Annotated in this window: 15 protein-coding genes; 6 read left to right on the top strand and 9 right to left on the bottom strand. The window is 47.9% G+C overall.

The window, feature by feature from the left end:
- The first annotated feature begins 304 nt into the window (after positions 1 to 304).
- The 3 genes from METTU_RS18530 (at position 305) to smbP (ending at position 4,486) form a co-directional block, all read left to right on the top strand.
- Positions 305 to 2,506, top strand: coding sequence for a TonB-dependent receptor family protein (locus tag METTU_RS18530; protein ID WP_006893481.1), 2,202 nt, complete (start codon positions 305 to 307; stop codon positions 2,504 to 2,506).
- A 296-nt stretch (positions 2,507 to 2,802) separates the two neighbouring features.
- Positions 2,803 to 4,026, top strand: a complete 1,224-nt coding sequence (locus METTU_RS18525; RefSeq protein WP_217182925.1) for an amidohydrolase family protein — start codon at positions 2,803 to 2,805, stop codon at positions 4,024 to 4,026.
- Between the two features lie 115 nt (positions 4,027 to 4,141).
- Positions 4,142 to 4,486 (top strand): small metal-binding protein SmbP, encoded by a 345-nt coding sequence (gene smbP / locus METTU_RS18520; protein WP_006893479.1) that lies wholly within the window; start codon positions 4,142 to 4,144, stop codon positions 4,484 to 4,486.
- A 116-nt stretch (positions 4,487 to 4,602) separates the two neighbouring features.
- On the opposite strand, the gene METTU_RS18515 is transcribed toward smbP, so the two are convergent.
- Complete coding sequence (locus METTU_RS18515) at positions 4,603 to 4,914, bottom strand: integration host factor subunit beta (RefSeq protein WP_006893478.1); 312 nt, start codon at positions 4,912 to 4,914, stop codon at positions 4,603 to 4,605.
- A gap of 678 nt (positions 4,915 to 5,592) precedes the next feature.
- On the opposite strand from METTU_RS18515, the gene METTU_RS18510 reads away from it, so the two are divergent.
- The gene (locus tag METTU_RS18510) at positions 5,593 to 6,276 is read left to right on the top strand and encodes a hypothetical protein (protein WP_006893476.1); all 684 of its coding nucleotides are present in this window, start codon (positions 5,593 to 5,595) and stop codon (positions 6,274 to 6,276) included.
- Between the two features lie 233 nt (positions 6,277 to 6,509).
- Here METTU_RS18510 and METTU_RS18505 read toward each other — a convergent pair whose 3' ends face one another.
- The 3 genes from METTU_RS18505 to METTU_RS18495 all read right to left on the bottom strand — a co-directional run bounded on the left by METTU_RS18505 (position 6,510) and on the right by METTU_RS18495 (position 9,173).
- Entirely contained in the window at positions 6,510 to 7,478 is a 969-nt protein-coding gene (locus tag METTU_RS18505) for an IS1595-like element ISMetu1 family transposase (protein WP_040581483.1), read from the bottom strand.
- Positions 7,479 to 7,611: 133 nt separating this feature from the next.
- A complete protein-coding gene (locus tag METTU_RS18500) occupies positions 7,612 to 8,652 on the bottom strand; it encodes an MJ1255/VC2487 family glycosyltransferase (RefSeq protein ID WP_006893474.1) in 1,041 nt (346 codons plus the stop codon).
- Positions 8,649 to 9,173: a phosphatase PAP2 family protein gene (locus METTU_RS18495; protein WP_006893473.1), complete on the bottom strand. Its 525-nt coding sequence runs from the start codon at positions 9,171 to 9,173 to the stop codon at positions 8,649 to 8,651. Before METTU_RS18495 ends, METTU_RS18500 begins: the two co-directional genes overlap by 4 nt.
- 425 nt (positions 9,174 to 9,598) lie before the next feature.
- Between METTU_RS18495 and METTU_RS18485 the strand changes: the two genes are divergently transcribed.
- Positions 9,599 to 10,761, top strand: a protein-coding gene (locus METTU_RS18485; RefSeq protein ID WP_085983743.1) for an IS3 family transposase whose coding sequence is annotated in 2 segments (ribosomal slippage) — positions 9,599 to 9,875 and positions 9,875 to 10,761 — 1,164 coding nt in all. Because the reading frame shifts where the segments join, the coding sequence is not laid out codon by codon here.
- Positions 10,762 to 10,963: 202 nt separating this feature from the next.
- A complete protein-coding gene (locus METTU_RS18480) occupies positions 10,964 to 11,725 on the top strand; it encodes an LCIB family protein (protein WP_006893469.1) in 762 nt (253 codons plus the stop codon).
- A 223-nt stretch (positions 11,726 to 11,948) separates the two neighbouring features.
- Here the strand turns inward: METTU_RS18480 and METTU_RS18475 are convergent, their stop codons facing one another.
- The 5 genes from METTU_RS18475 to METTU_RS18455 form a co-directional block, all read right to left on the bottom strand.
- The gene (locus METTU_RS18475) at positions 11,949 to 12,752 is read right to left on the bottom strand and encodes an alpha/beta fold hydrolase (protein WP_006893468.1); all 804 of its coding nucleotides are present in this window, start codon (positions 12,750 to 12,752) and stop codon (positions 11,949 to 11,951) included.
- Positions 12,745 to 13,761 (bottom strand): M14 family zinc carboxypeptidase, encoded by a 1,017-nt coding sequence (locus METTU_RS18470; protein WP_006893467.1) that lies wholly within the window; start codon positions 13,759 to 13,761, stop codon positions 12,745 to 12,747. Before METTU_RS18470 ends, METTU_RS18475 begins: the two co-directional genes overlap by 8 nt.
- A 101-nt stretch (positions 13,762 to 13,862) precedes the next feature.
- Positions 13,863 to 14,375, bottom strand: a complete 513-nt coding sequence (gene pssA / locus METTU_RS18465; RefSeq protein WP_006893466.1) for a CDP-diacylglycerol--serine O-phosphatidyltransferase — start codon at positions 14,373 to 14,375, stop codon at positions 13,863 to 13,865.
- A 67-nt stretch (positions 14,376 to 14,442) separates the two neighbouring features.
- On the bottom strand, positions 14,443 to 15,243 hold the full coding sequence (locus METTU_RS18460; RefSeq protein ID WP_006893465.1) for a lysophospholipid acyltransferase family protein: 801 nt from the start codon (positions 15,241 to 15,243) through the stop codon (positions 14,443 to 14,445).
- Entirely contained in the window at positions 15,215 to 16,057 is an 843-nt protein-coding gene (locus tag METTU_RS18455) for a GNAT family N-acetyltransferase (protein WP_006893463.1), read from the bottom strand. The genes METTU_RS18460 and METTU_RS18455 overlap by 29 nt, the downstream gene beginning before the upstream one ends.
- Positions 16,058 to 16,761 lie beyond the last annotated feature (704 nt).

Raw genomic sequence — 16,761 nt, 5'->3', positions numbered from 1 at the left:
CCTTGACTCGTTAGCGCATTATTTTCATGGCGTTAACGGCTATTATCGGAGGTGATGAAAAACATTCCGGCGTAAAAGTGCGGCATATCACACACTCAATTGAAGAAACCGGGTCATATCGCGCAATCCTACTTTTGGCATAAGAAATACTCCTTTTGCCATACGAATGCGCGAGGAAATCGCTGTCGGTATTGGGTAGTATCTCCGCACCGTATTCGAGTCAAAGCCAAGTGTTGCTTTGACTGTCGAATAAAAAAATCTCAGCCAATACTGAGGCGTGTTTCCTTACTACGTTGGAATTATCATGAAATTCATACGCTCCAATCGGCCTGTTACGCTTTTACAGCTCAGCAGCCCCCTGTTTATTTCCTTTTTACTGGTTAATGCCGGCAGTGCAGCGATGGCGCAAGAGCAGCCGAAAACGGTTAAAGCAGGGAAAAAAACGACCGAAGCGGTATCCCCCGTCGAACTTAAAACAATGGAAGTGACGGAAAAAAGCGACCGGAAACTTGAAACGGCAAGCGCAGAAGTCGCTCTTTCGCCGGGCGGCGTCAGCTTGGTTAATATCAATGAGTTGCATGACCGTAACGTATCCAGCGTAGCGGATTTTTTCCGCTACGTGCCCGGCGTTTGGGCGACCAGCCAAAGCGGCAACGATGAAGTGTTTATTACCGGTCGAGGTTCGAATCTGGACGCCAATAATTTTGCCGGGAGCGGCGTTAAGTTTCTGCAAGACGGCATGCCGGTCACAGCCGCTGACGGCAACAACCACAACCGCATGATCGATCCGCTGGCCTCCAGTTTCGCAACGGTTGCCCGCGGCGGCAATGCGTTCAAGTACGGCGCCAGCGCCTTGGGCGGCGCCATCGATTTTACCTCGCCCACCGCCCATGACAGTCCTACCGCGCGGCTCTCACTCAGCGGCGGCAGTTTCGGCCAATTTCTCGGTCGCGGAACGGTCAGCAAGGTTTTCAATGACAGCTTCGACGGCTTATTGACTCTCGAAGGCAAAGAATGGGACGGCTATCGCGACCACAACAAGCAGGATCGCTTTGGTCTTTACAGCAACTTCGGCTGGCAAATCTCCGATTCCGTCGTTAACCGTACCTTTGTCAGCTACATTAAAAATAACCAACAGTTGCCGGGGCAGTTGACTCGGGCGCAATTCGACGCCAACCCCTATCAGGCCAGCACTCAGGCTATCGGCGGCAATTATCAGCTGAATACCGAGACCGAGCGCGTTGCCAACAAAACAACCTGGACGATTGACGACAAAAGTTCGTTCGATGTCGGTTTTTCTTTCGAAAACCAGCATCTTTATCATCCGATCGTAGATACGGTACATTTTTTTCCCGGCGATACGGCAGACAGGTTTAGTCTGCTGGTCGATTCGGTCCAACAGGACTGGGGCACCTCCGCCCGCTACAACCTGCGCTTGGACAGCCATGAATTATTGCTGGGCGTGAATTACGGCACCAACTCGGATAAAGGCGGCAACTACACGAATGTCGGCGGCATGCGTGGGCCTATGACCAATCAAATCACCAAGGAAGCCGATAATGTCGAAATTTTTGCCCAGGATCACTGGCATATTACCGATAAATGGACGCTGACACCCGCGTTGCAAGGCGTGTTTGCACACCGTGAAGTCAATAATGCAAGGTTGCCGATTCCTCAGGACGCCAACTTCAATGTGTATTCTCAAGGCGGCAACCCCAGCAATGACTATAGCGGCATTAATCCCAGTTTAGGCTTGATGTATAACCTGACCAAGAGCTCCAGCCTGTACGGCAATGTCAGCCGTTTGTACGCGCCGCCGACTAACTACAACATATCGGATAACATCACCGCCGGTTTAAACACCACTAATCTGAAGGCGATGGAAGGCACCTCTGTCGAAATAGGCACGCGCGGCACTCAAAAACTCGGCAACTTAAACACGGTGAACTGGGATTTGTCGCTGTATTATTCATGGCTTAATAACGAGATTCTATCTACTACGCCTCCCGGCGGTTCTGCCAAGGCGGCGAATTTTGACAATACCATTCACGCAGGCATTGAGGGTTTAATCGGCGGCAGTTTTGCCCTGGATGGCAAGGGTACGCATACCATCAAACCCATGCTGACCTACACCATCAATCATTTCAATTTTGATAATGACCGCAATTACGCTAACAATGCGTTACCGGCAGCGCCCAAGTATTTCTTAAAAGGCGAGGCGATCTATCACCATGCGAGCGGCTTTTTTATGGGGCCTACTTTCGATGTGGTCGGTAAGCGTTGGGGAGACTACGCGAATACCTATAAGATTGATGCTTACGGCCTGCTGGGTATGCGTACCGGCTGGTCCAATGATCATTACAAGGTGTTTCTCGAAGGCCGGAACCTGCTCGACACCAAATACGTTGCCAATACCAATATTATGAACGCCGCAACAGCAACCGATGCGATGTTAAACGCAGGCGCACCGCTGTCTTTCTATGGCGGCATAGAAATCACGTATTAACTTGGTCGTTGTTTCTCGTTCCCACGCGCCGCGTGGGAATGCAGTCAAGGCGCGCTGCGCCGCGAGTCATGGGCAACGTCTGCGTATACGGGACGTAGCGCGTCCAGCACTGCGTTCCCACGTAGCACGTGGGAACGAGGTGTACTTGAGCATTTGTGTATAAAGATGAGCGCGCTGCGCCGCAAACGGGAATAAAGCAAAACAAACTTTATTCATCCAAAGCCGAATATTACTAACACTTGATTGAATAACGCAGGCTCCGTTTAAAAGGACATGAAATGCAAAACCGCGTGATAATGAAAACACACTCCCTCATCAAACTTTTATTGTTTTTAACCTTAACAGCCTTTGCCTCATTCCCGATTATCGCCCAGGAAACCGGGCAAACACCTGTCCTTATTCATGCCGCGCGCGTTTTCGACGGCAATAATATGAGGACCAATACGTCGGTATTGGTGATCGGCGGGCTTATTGCCCAAATCGACGCCCGCGAAGCATTCAAGTCCGGTGCGGCAAAAGTCATTGATTTGGGCGATGCAACCTTGCTGCCGGGTTTCATCGAATTACATGCCCATCTGGCCTTTCAACATATTCCGGCCGATACCGTTCTAAAGCACGGCATCACTACGATTCGGGATGTAGGCGGGCCATTGCACCCGCCTTATGGCGGCGACGGCAGCTTGCGTGTACTGACCTCCGGGCCGATTATTACCGCGCCCGGCGGTTACCCGATTCCGGAATTAGGGGCTGAAAATATCGCCATAGCCGTTGCCACCGAACAGCAAGCGCGGAAGGCTGTCCGCACGCTTATTAACGGCGGCGCGGTCGTGATTAAGGTCGCGTTGGAGCCGGGCGGCGAAGCGGGCGCGCCGTGGTCGAGTCATCATCATGCTGATAGCGGTCCCCATCGCAAGACTTCCCACTCAAAAAAGCCATGGCCGCTATTGTCCGAACATATCGTCAAGGCGATAGTCGATGAAGCCCATCAACAGGGACGCAAAGTGACGGCGCATATCGGCGAGGCAAAAGGCGCAAAGATCGCCATTGATGCAGGCATTGATGAATGGGCGCATGTGCCTTGCGACATGATTCCCGAGGCGTTGCTGAAAAAAGCGGTATCGCAACAGGTAAAAACAATCACCACGCTGGATACCTTATCCAAGTGTACCGGGGCCGCTCGCAATGCCCGCGCTTTTGCGGCATTGGGCGGGGAGTTGTTATACGGTGCTGAAATTGCGCACCCCGACATTCCCTGGGGCATTGATGCGCAGGAGCTTATGGCTATGATGCACCTGGCGAACATGCAGCCGATTGAGGCTTTGCGTAGCGCGACATCGAAATCAGGCCGGTATTTAAATAGTCCGCTGCTGGGTACCCTGCAACCCGGCGCACCGGCCGATATGATTGCGGTGCAAGGCGACCCTGTTCATTCTTTCAAAATACTGGAATATCCCGATCTTGTGATGTCGGGCGGCAAAGTCGTTATAAACAATTTCGAAAGGAGTGTGGATATGCCTTAACTTACGCAACAGCCGGAATGCGCTATACTAACGCCAGCCATGATGCCAACACGTCTTCTACGACGATAGGCGCTATGACGATGCAACATTGACTAATCATTTAAGGAAAATTCTCATGAAATTAAAATCTATTGCTGTATTAATGGGGGCCGTCGTTCTTGGCTTAAGCTCACAGGCTAACGCTACCGAGCATCATACAGCGCAAGCGCTGGAGCATTCGGCTATGGCTACGGCTCATGGACAAGACGGTCATGCCGACCAGTTGCTCAAGCATGCTGAAGAAGGTTTAAAACATGCCGAAGCGGCTGAAAAAGAACATGCTGAGGCGCATGTGCATATGACGGAAGCGGTTAAGCATTTAAAAGAAGCCATAGAGCACGCTAAAAAAGGACATGCCGATGTCGGTACCCAGCATACCGAAGAAGCAATGACTCATATGCGTCAATCCATCGGCCAATAAAAAAGCCGGTAAGATGAACGGTGGTTGAGAGCTTTCTTGACCACCGCTTGGTGTTGTAATCGTCCCTGATATAAAGATCGAATTATTGGAATTCGTTCAAGCCGTTTTAGTAAAAACTAGGCTTTCTGTTTAATCTCGCAGCTTGTTTTTAACAAATCCACTCGCTGCCGTAGCTCTCTGCCCGGTTTGAAATAGGGTGAATACCGGGCCTGCAATTTTAATTCCGCTCCGGTTCTGGGATTTCGGCCTGTAAAAGGCGGGTGGTAATGCAAAGAAAAACTGCCAAAGCCACGGATTTCTATTCTATCGTTAGCCATCAATGCCTTACTCATCTGCTCTATCATGCAGCCAACGGCCAATTCCACTTCTTTTCGCTCTAAATGCGGCCATTTTTTAGCCAATAGGTCAATAAGTTTTGATTTAGTCATGTTAGATCCTGTGTTGAGTTGAAAGTCAGAGAAGGTTGTATGGCATATGGCCTATTTTTCTGTGTTAAATGCCTTGGGAACTCGGGTAGTGATTTGTTTAAGTCCAGTATTTATGCGGCTTTGAAGCATTTTCATAACGCAAACTTAAATATTAAGCATGTATCGTGCCAATTTGCGCGGCTTATTGTCGCGCGTCAATCGGTCACATTTTCAAGGCGGGGTTTAGTCATTAGAATATTTGCAACTCTTGTGATTACTTCCTTATTCAAGGAATTAGAGTTTATTAGTTACTGATGTTACGCAGTTAGTCGAATTTCGACCGCTTTAACATTAAGGAGTCGCCAGCGCGACACTTGATTGAATCGGGTTGTCGCACCCGAAGGCGAGTTACTTTCTTTTGCTTCGCCAAAAGAAAGTAACCAAAGAAAAGGCGACCCGGTTACCGCTTACTTCCTGCGCTCCTCGCTTTTATCGAGCGTCAGCAGAAGGGGCTCCTGCCCCTCTGCTGACGCGCGGCATCCCTGCCGCGCCCCTAACGGGCTGTTCTCGATAAAAGCTCCGGTGCTCGGCGCGGCAAACGGGAGAAATACCATCCGTGCGTAACATCAGTTAGTTATCCTTCCCCTTTAAATGCGGTCGGCAGCCCTGGCCGCATCTTTTTAGCTTACGGGTGAAATCATGAAACGGAATTACCAAACTGATACATCCTATACCATTAACGATCACGATCTGATCAGACAAATAGCCTTCCATGAGGCAGGCCACGCTGCCGCCATTTATCTTTACAATAAACAAAAGCAACTGCCGCCGGTGTATTTTCAAATCACTATTAAGGCATTGGATTGTCAAAAAGACAGTTCTTTGGATAGCCGCTTGGCTTATGATCATTTTGCCGCAGTCGTGGAAGGAGGCCGCCTGATTCAAAGCCTGCCGGTTGCGCTGATTGAAAGCACCCATTATTTCTCAGCTGCTGAGCAAGATGCCTATCAGACTGCTTTTGAAGCGGATATGATCAATTTACTGGCAGGGCCTCTGGCGGAAGCAAAACATGTGGCGCTTCGTGATGATGAGCAGTTTAATGCCCGATTGGTTAACATCGATGCCTTGCATTATTACGGCGGCACATCGGATCTTGAAAAGGTTTATGAGTATCTGGATATTTTTATCGCGGCCAGAAGTCGGCACGAAGAAAAGCTGGTTGAGCTGTTTAACAAGGCCTTTCAGTTCATAAGCTCAGCGACTCACTGGCAGGCTATTGGCCGCCTGGCCGATTATATTCTCAGCAATAAGGAAAATATAATCAGCTGCGAGGAAGCGATTGTTGTGCTGGATGAAAGCGGGACACCACGGACGAAGTGTTAGTGTTCTCGTCCGGGAATGTCGGCGTAGCGCGGGACCTTGTTAGAAAAAGACAAAGGATTCAAGCGGTATTTACATGCGCTTGCGGCTTACAGTGCTTTCAATGACTAAAAGAGCCATCAGGACGTAACGGGAGTGCAAGCTTTGCTTGCCGGCGCAGGCGAAGCTTCCGCTCCTGCTCACGCCCCTTACCTACATCCATGTAGGTAAAGCCTGCACTCCAGCGACAATTAAGGCTATGTCACCGTTAAATATTGAAAATTCCCCAGAGCAGCATTGAGTAGCGTTTCTGGTGCGAGCTGGCGGTGTTGTTCAAAGGACCGTCTCCAGCCCAGGTAGTTTGGTAAGTATTTAGTCGCCACACCGTGAAAATGCTCCAGCCACTGTTTAAACCGACTGTGATATGCGTTGACATTTTGCACATGATAAGCGCCATTGACCCGCTGGCCTTGACTGAGGTTAACGACTTCATGACTGATGCCTTCTGCATGACAGAATGCCATATAGGTGGGATTGGCATCGCTAACCAAAAGGGCAGCCACATCCAGTACTGGCTTTAGGGAGGTGGTAAGAAGGGGCTTGGTTAACGGTCCTTTGCCGGTAACGAAATCCAGCGTTTGCCCGGAACGGTCACGAGCAACCAGCACACAGACCTGTTCGTCAGAGATTCCTCGTTTGGTGGCGTTACCGCCACGCTTGCGAGCCTTGCGTTCAAGGTTCCGCTTGCCTTTGTCCGATTCCAACAAATACGTTTCATCGGCTTCGGTAATACCGTGAAGAGTTGAGGGGCGATCTTGGGTAATCCAGCTCAAGAAACGATGTCGCCAGCGGAAACTGGTATTGCGATGAACACCGCTATCGGAAGCGGACTGACGTACGGTCAGCGATTGTGTCATCGCAGCGAGGTAATTCAGCCATTTTGGCTTCTCTCGGAGACGAGCCAGCGGCGTGCCGGTGAGGGCATTGAAAGTTTTGTGGCAGCTTTTACAATAATAACGTTGCAACCCGCTGACCAATCCGTGACGGTATAACTCGACACTGGCACAATGCGGGCACGCACTTCTAGCATCAAAGCAGACCTCAATCAATTCGAGGACTTTGGATTCGTCGGATAGTTCGTTTAATGCAGCGCTCAACAATTTGCGCTGATGATGATCTAATTCATGGACTGCAGTAATTAATTGCATAAATTCGACGCTTTTCATGATGATCTCCAATTGAAAATCCACAAAAACCATTTTATGAAGAAGAAATAAAAAATTCCATAATTAACGATGACATAGCCACAATTAATGATATAGCCTTTTTTATGGTTAGTAACTAATGTAAAGGGGGATGTTATTGTTTAATCTGTAAAACTTCCACCGTACTCCAGACCGCTTCAATAAAATCAGCATCCATTTCAGGCATACCGTCCTGTATCCATTGCACCAGCACTTTAGCGATATTGGGATAGGTAATATGGACGGCATGGTTGTCATGCAGCCAGTGTTCGATCACTGAACTGTCCATATCATGCATAACATGTCCGTAGCCCAATTGCTGTAAGGCGGCGGCATTGGAAATCTGTTCCATTTGCGCATGCAATGGTTTAGCCAGAATTTTTTTGCCCATCTGTAACGATTCGCTGGCCAGTTCAAATCCGGCATTGCTGATAATACCGGAACAATTGTATAAATCTTTCTGGAAGCCGTCGCGCGACAGCGGATTGCAGGTGATGTGGCCGAATTTGGATGGCACCGGTTCCGGCGAATAAAGATGAAAGTCGAAATTCTCGAAAGGCGATAAAAGCCGGATGACTTCATTCTGGTCTTCGAAAGGAAGGTAGACAACGATCTTGTTTTTGATAATGCTTTTTGGCGTTTCAGGCGTATCGATGATGGGCGGTAAAATGGGTTGGCCGAAATGATGCCAATGCAAACCGACACCGACATCGGCAGGGGCAAAATACTTCATGACCTGATCGGCGATAGGGTCCGATCCCTCTCTGGGGATTTTATGATTAAACGCGTATTGATGTCCGATGCCTAAAACCGGCTTTTTCTGGCTTTTGGCCGCCCAGGCGGTGACCGGTTCAAAATCGCTGATTACCAAGTCATAGCCGCTTAAATCCAGCGACTTCATGTCTTTGATGAAGGTAATGGGTTTGGCGTCAAGCGCTGTTTTCAAATAACTGACTTGCCCTTTCTCGGTGTGAAAGGTCAGGCCAGGGCACGACTGGTAGCCGTTAAAGATTTCCATATCGAAATATTTATCCGCAGGGCGACCGGTAAATTGAAAATGAACATCAATGCCTGCAGCATGAAGTTCTTTCGCCATAACCCGTGCGCGAGTGATGTGGCCGTTACCGGTGCCCTGTACGCCATAAAAAATTCTCATATTACGATTTGTCCCAAACTAAAGAGTGCTGTGCCGATACCCAAAATGACGCCTACCAACGTATCGGTCGGGAAATGCACGCCCAATACCACACGGGAGAAGCCGACCAATGCCGCCCAACAATAAAGAAGGATCATTAAGGGGGGTAAGTAATAGCCGAGCAGCGTCGCCATCATGAAAGCGGCAGACGTATGACCGGATGGAAAACTGAATTTATCCGAGGGTGTAATAGTGCTGCGGAAGTTTTGTAAAGCGGCTTGCGGCCGATTGCGCTTCAGGCCGTTTTTCAGTACAAAATAGATCGGTCTTTCGATTAAAAAAGCCAACAGGACAGCGTGTAGAAAGGGGCTTTCAAAGCCTTCGCTCCAATATAACAGGCCTATGATGACCAGATACAGCTGGCCGTCGCCGGTTTTCGAGATATAACGGCTAGCCTTGGTCAAGGTGGAATGCATTCTGGCATTGATCAGCCAGGTGAACATGAAAACGTCGTATTTATGAATGGAATAGAGCAGTTTCATATCTTTATCCTCCAGAGGAAAACTCTGCAAAAATCGGTGACGATCTTTTGCAGGGATGAAAAGCATTAACCTTCAGGACGAAGAATAAAACTCTTCTGTGACAAAGACATGAACGTTTGTTTAAGATTTCGTGACAGCGGGGAGGTGGTAGGGCGTGCCGCGCGCCAGAGTGCCGCAGATTCCAGTGTGGCGGAGGATAAAAGTTAGGACAAAACCTAGCGGCGAAAGTATCATGTCCGCCAGAACATCAATGCGTTTATTATCAATAAAGCCCGCACAGCGGCTGAACAGGATACACATGAGCGCAGCTTTTTATTTCAATATTTATTTACCCCTTTTAAGGTTTGTAATTGATTGTATTGAAGTGGCTACACTAAACCGGACACACAATCTAAAATAATCTGAAAATAGAGAGTGTGTCGAAAATGGATCAAGAAAAACAAAAAGTAAAAATATATAGCGCCGAATTTAGAGAATCCTCGGTGAAGCTGGCGATAGGTTCTGATAAGCCGATTACCCAAACAGCCAGGGATTTAGGAGTCAATGCCAATACGCTCCATACCTGGATCAACAAATATAGCCAGCCGAAGGAGTACAGCAAAACCGTGCGAACCGATGAGCATCTATACGAAGAATTGAAGCGGCTGAAGAAGGAAAACGCCCGATTAATAGAGGAACGTGACCTGTTAAAAAAAGCAGCGGCGTACTTTGCCAAGGAGCAACGGTGAAGTACGCCTGGGTCAAACAACATGAGAGCGAATTTTCGGTTAAATCGATGTGCCGGTTCATGAGCGTTTCTCGTAGCGCTTACTATGCTTGGCAGGAGCGCCCTCAGACAGCCATTGAAAAAGACGATGCCGAGCTGGTTGAGGTCATAAAGACCCTGTTCCAGAAGAGTCGGAAAAACTACGGTACGCGTCGCCTCAAGGAGGCCTTAATCAACCGGGATCGGCAGGTCAGTCGACGTCGTATCGGCCGGTTAATGGCTGCTGCGGGTTTAGCCTGTAAAACCAAGCGCAAATTCAAAGCGACCACGAATTCCAAGCATAATTTGCCCATTGCCCCCAATCACTTGGATCGGCAATTCACGGTGGCGCAACCGAATCAAACCTATGTCGGCGACATCACCTATATTCATACACTGGAAGGTTGGCTGTATTTGGCTGTCGTGATTGACCTGTACTCGCGGCAAGTGGTCGGCTGGTCAATGGCTGAGCACATGCGAGCCAAACGGGTGAACGATGCGTTATTGATGGCCGTTTGGCAGCGTAAACCCGGTAAAGGCTTGATATGGCATACCGATAGAGGCAGTCAGTACGCCTCTGACAGTCATCGAACGCTATTGCAGGAGCATGGCATTATCCAAAGCATGAGTCGCAAAGGCAACTGCTGGGATAATGCCGTCTCAGAAAGCTTCTTTCATACCTTGAAAACAGAACTGGTTCATCATCAGCGTTATCAAACCAGAGCTGAGGCTAAGCAGGATATATTTGAATATATCGAGGTGTTTTACAACCGTGAGCGACTTCATTCCGCAAATCACTATGTGTCGCCAGTGGACTACGAAATGCAGCTAAAATCTGCTTAACTTTGTGTCCGGAAAAGTGTTGACACATCAGTATCTATTTCGTAAACACAAATAAGTTTAGAAAAAAGAAACGATGGTTAAACTACGGACCGATCATGACTTTTATAGAAAAATAAGGTTTAAAAAAGTGGAGACCAGAACCCACTTAAATAAACGGGGCGGAAACCGAAAAGCCTAATGAGTAAGTAAGGAAATAATAATTATGAAAAACTCATACCTTGAAACAATCCGAGAATATTACCCCAACGCAAATTATTCTGAAATACTTGAAAAAGAAGTTATCGCATATCTAGAACATATAGGTTTCAATCCAGATAAAGTAATGACTGCCAACAGTATTTGTAGCGATGATATAAACGCCATGCAATTTCCAATATCAGATAGTGGTTTACTAGGCCCATTCTATTTGGGAGGGTTGGATGGATTTCCATTTACCGGACTAACCGGTGTACAGGCATTTGCACATCACATGCCGGAGGAGGGAGCATTGCTCATTTATTACGGTCCGCATATCGGCATAACTGAAGAGGGGGAAATCGGGAAAGTGGTTCGCGATGGCCAAGATCATGAATCAAATTGCTGTGGAGCCGCACAAGCGGCATTAGCTAAAATAAATGACCAACCACAAGAGCTCAGTTTACTCGATTACCAAGAAGATACTATTGTGCAGTTGTTTCAAAAAAACAAAATACGAATCGAAGATGAACCATATCCAATACAAGAAGCAACAGAGGTCATGTTTGAAGCTATACAAGAAAGAATTCATCTTTTGATAACGAAATCAAAAGATGAATTCGTAGGAAAATACCTGATTTTAATAGGATCCATTTTTATAAACGTAGACGAAGGGGCGGCTTCCTGTATTGCTTACAAAGAATTCCAAACAACGAACTTATATACCAATGAAGTAACAGACCATTTAGAAGGTTTTGTTACTTATTTAGCTAAAAATAATTTAGGTTAAAAAACTATATAACTTATTAAAACATCATTACTCCCTTTGCACTCAAAAAACGTCTAAGTTTCAAAGTTGTTAAATTTGACGCAACACATTGAGTATAAAAGCTTTCTTGTGGCTAAAAAGTAGACGCTTTCTCAATCAGATGGGAGTAAATCAGAATCAATGGGGCTGATTAGATTGATTTTCAATCGAGTCATAGCCCCATTAAAACTTCCTGCCAGTGCAGTTAAGTTAAGCCTCGTAGGAGCTGGCCATGCCCGCGATTGATTGGAGTCAGCCACTCTTTCAGTTGCAACACCACCCACGCGCCGTCATCCAGAGTCAGGTCGTGGCCTGCCCAGAGATGGCGGCGAAGTTCAAGATCCCATTTTTTGTGTATTTCCTCTGAGCAGGTCGGCGACACCAAACGATCGCCTAGTCCGTTTAATAATAAAACCGGCTGCTTCGGTTTTATGTCGCCGGGCCGATAGCTTGCCGCCGCTATAATCTGGCGGAAGCTGTTTTTAAGGCTTATCGGGCGTTTATTTTGTATCTTTTCCCAGGCTTGAATTATCTGTTCATCCTGATTTCGGCGGTTGCTGGTCAACCGCAAAATGCCCGATTCCCGGTTATGCACGTCACGCATTATCGCCAATGCGACAAAGTCGCTATAACTTTGCCGGCGTAGTCGTTGATAAAAGGGACTTACATCGGCAAAGCTGGTGTTCATCAGGGCTGCGCCGCAGATGTCTTCGGGATAGCGGCGCATCCACTCCCAGGCAACCATCGCTCCCAGCGAAAGCGCCAGAATCGTTGCCGGTTGTTGTATGACGCCCTTGTTGAGTGCATCGCGACGTACGCTGTCGGTTATCGCTTTGATTGTGCATGGACTGGTTTCCCGATGAAAACAACCGGTGCCGGGCAAATCCAGCAGCGTTATTTGAGCATCCGGAAATGCCGACTGAAAAAGCGGAACAAAATCGCCCCAATGCCCCGACTCGCGCGCCAGACCTCTCAGCAGTATCCAGTTTTTTCCTGGCGCTTTATTCATACCAAAGACCTGAGGCCTTTTTTTCATAGGCTGCCTTTTGTCGCGGCTTCAGCTGTGTCCATTGTTCCGGATACAAAAGGCTGCGGAATAAGAAATCAAACAGCATGAAATGCCGCCGAAAAATCCGTTGCTGGCGATGCGGCAGCAGCGGATGGAACAAGCCGTGCCGCGAGAACAGATGCATCGGGCTTTTGCGCAGCCAAAGCCATGAGCCCATTTCCAGTGTCAGCGGCAGGAACAAGCGTTCGGCCTCAAAGCGTTGTACAAAATCATCGAACAGGTAATCCCACAGGTCGCCGTTAATCATATATTCCTGACAGGTCGGTTCAATCCTGTAGATATGGTGTTGATAGCAACGATCGAACAGTTCTTTTAAGGCCAAGGTTTCGGCAATAAAGGCAAACGGGGTCTTGCGCGATGCGTAGGGGAACCATAATCGATCCTGAATGCCGAATCCCGAGTGCAAATCCAGGGCGATCGACAACGGAGAATTGAACATGTGTTGTTGCACAACGCGGCATAAGGCTTGAGCTTCTTTTTCCATTTTGGATTCATCGCCGCGATACCACGGCAGGCGCGGCGTGATGCGGTGGCCGCTGAAAATACGGGTTGCGCCTATGCCTTCCACAGGCGAGTTGCGCATCAGGTCGACGCCGTTGCCATTGCAACGCGTGCCAAGATAAACGCCCACCGGATTGACGAGGGGGACAAAAACCAGTCGGGATCTTTCCAGACGGGCCAGGAATTCCTGATCCCAGTCCAATAGCTGACTGATGGTCTGCATATAGGACAGGATCACTTCGGAACCGATCTTCTCCAGTCCATGCACGCCGCCGAAAAAGGCCAATACAGGTACATCGGGCTGAGTCGATCCCAGGGTAATGCAATGAATGGGGAATTCATGATCCTGGTATTGGATCTTTTCTACGACCTCGGTTTGGGCTCGGTCTCCTAATTGCTCAATAATGCGTTCAAGTTGTTCGAGTTCAGGGAATTTAATGGCAGTCATAAAACCGAATCAGTATTTATAGTCAAATACAGCACTATTTCCCAAAAAATCGGTTGCGACAATAATTCTTTTTTCATACTGGATTCGTGCAATGGAGGTGATCAGAATATCCGCGCTATTTTAAAAGTAGAAATCATCAGGAAGCCCTGAATTAAAAAGACTATCGGCCAATAATTCAGGCTTTGAGGGAAGCTGCCAAAAAGCAGGAAAAGGACCGGAAACAGGACACCGTTCACGGTAATAGGCACGCCTTCGAAGCCCGTTCCTTCTGAAATATTATAGCGAGCGAGCCGAAGCATGCCGCAGGCGACAAAAAACAAAGCCACTGCGATGCCTAAAATACCGGGGGAGCTCAGTGAGTAAAATAACAAGGCGGGAGCAACGCCAAAGGATACCAGGTCAGACATGGAATCGATTTGTTTGCCGAAAAGATTCTTTTGATGCAGTAGGCTGGCTATTTTTCCATCAAGCACGTCAAACACCACCGCCAAAAACAGCAGCAATGCGCTTAAGTAAAAAGAACCGTCGATGGCGAACAAAATCGAAAGGACGCCGCAGCACAGATTTCCAACGGTAAAAATATCAGCAATTTTCATTAAACTTAAAATTTTCATAGCGCATCCTGTGGTTAACGTTATAACGGTTGCAAGCTTATAGCAGGCTCATGACAGGGTGATGAATTTAACCTTGAGATGATTTTAAACGCTGTTGATCCGAATTATCCGCCGGTACACCTTCTGAAATTTTTTCCCATATCCTCTCTCTTGTCTCAAGGCTGACGGTATGACGGTCTTTCCCCGAGCTGGTAATAACAGGAAGAAAACTAAGCCGCACCTCGATTTTATCCAGAGTCAGCATTTTGATTAAATGCGGAACAAAGTCGTCGTCGCCGACAAACGGCGCGTGTTCTTTGGCTGTACCTTGATATTGAAGGGCTACCGGTTGAATAGCCGACTTGGTTAACAGCGCAGGCTGAAATAAGGACGAATGAAAGTGCAAGACCTCATCGCCCCTGGTCGTGGTGCCTTCGGGAAAAGCAATAATGTTGCTGTTTTGTTTTAACAGCCAGACCATTTTCTCGGCAGTAGTTTTTATATGCTGTTTATCGCCGCGACGGATAAAAATGGTGCCGCCCTGTCTGGCCAGATAACCGATCACCGGCCAGTTTGAAATATCGCTCTTGGCAACAAAATAGGCCGGTAAATATTGGCCGATAACGATGATGTCCAGCCAGGAAATGTGATTGCTGATTAAGATAGCGCCTTGTTCCGGCAGTTCGCCGTCCTTGGTTATATGCAGGTTAACAATAACGCTGAACCATTGCAGCCACAGGGTCTTGAGCGCATCCCGTTTGGTTTTGGCATGACCTGCCGAATATAAAAAACTCAGTGCGGGAAAAATGCCTGCGGCGATAATGAGCCCGTTGACGAACAGGATAATGATCAGGAAAAGTTTATAGTACAGCCGTATTTTCGATTTCATTGCCCGCTTGGTATCCTCTCATATAGTGTTTGCTGTAGCGCTCTTGCAGTTGGTCGAGCGGTAATAGCATGAATAAATCCATGCAGTTAAAATCCTCATCCCAGCAAGGCTCGCCGCAGACCACCGCACCGAAACGAAAATAAGCCTTGAGCAAAGGAGGAATGCCCGATTCATCCCGTTCGCATCTTAATCCGCTGGGCACCGGGATGCTGGGTGTGACTTGAAGAGAGGAGGGCGCAATATTTTTGGCGTCGATATTCCGGTAAACCGCATCAATGGCAAAACCGCTGGGCCCCGGAGTAATGCTGGCACAGCCGAGCAAATAATTAAACGGTCCTTCAAGCGCGTATTGAACCAATGCCGACCAAAGCGTTGTTAATACCGCGCTGCCGCGATAATCAGGGTCGACGCAAGTTCGGCCTATTTCCAGAAAACGGCCGGGTAATGTTAATACCTGATCCAGATTGAATTCGCTTTGAGAATAAAAACGGCCAAGGCGCTCCGCCTGGTCTTGGTTAAGCAAACGTGTGTAGCCGACTATTTTTTTATTGACGTTGTCATAGACAATCAAATGGTCGCAATAACTATCCACCTCATCGTAATCCAGACCTTCCGATTCGGTCTTGAGCTTGGCGCCCATTTCTTTGGCAAACACCCGGAAACGCAATGCCTGGGCTTCCTTGATCAGCGCTTCCGAGTCTGCCGCCGCGCCCGCTCCCGGCTGGCCTGCGGCATGCACACCATCCCCGGCGATAACAAAACATTCCAATCGTTTGGAAGGTTTGAGCTGTATTGCTGCGTCTGTTTTTTTCATGGGTATCCACTTGGCTAAATAGAGATGCGGATACCTTAATGAATGAAGGTGTCAGTTTCGTGTCGAACTCATGAACATCAAATGACAGAACGGTTAAGTTTTGATGACAGGCTATTTATGTGATTGGGTTGAATGTAAGTGTGGGATTGTCAAGCTGGGGCTTCACGGCCCTTAAGTGAAACCGAAAATAGTGTCGTGGGCGCGAATTTATTCGCGCCCACAATAGATCAAATCCTTAACTTAATGGCAGTGAAGTTGGAGCTGGGCGAAAAGACGACCAAGCTGGCGGAGCGGGTATTGTGTTGTTGGAAGCGCTTATCGCCAGAATAGATCGGTAAACGGTATTCAAGGACGCAGATGAACGTATTCCTCTGCATGGCCATTGCCACCAACGGTCTTTCCTGACGGCAACAGACCCATAACGACGGTTTCGGCAAGCCAAAACATATCGCTGAAATTTTCTACGCAGCCGTTACAAGCGAGCAGGAGTTTCTATGAAACTGCGCCACATTGTTGCTGGATTGCTGACAAATTGTTCAAAAAACATCAGGCTGTGCATTTTGAAAAAATAATTAGCATTAATAATCAGTCTGTTAGCTATGATGGCGGGCTGGCATTTTAATTGCTAGATTTAGAGCAGCCGGGATACCTACATCCATCTGATGTGTGTACTTGGCGTTTTTCAATAATAGTGAGGTATTAAT

The organism is Methylobacter tundripaludum SV96 (assembly GCF_000190755.2).
Taxonomy (GTDB): domain Bacteria; phylum Pseudomonadota; class Gammaproteobacteria; order Methylococcales; family Methylomonadaceae; genus Methylobacter_A; species Methylobacter_A tundripaludum.
The sequence above is the reverse complement of the archived record's forward strand: the minus strand, read 5'-3'. Positions and strand labels throughout refer to the sequence as shown.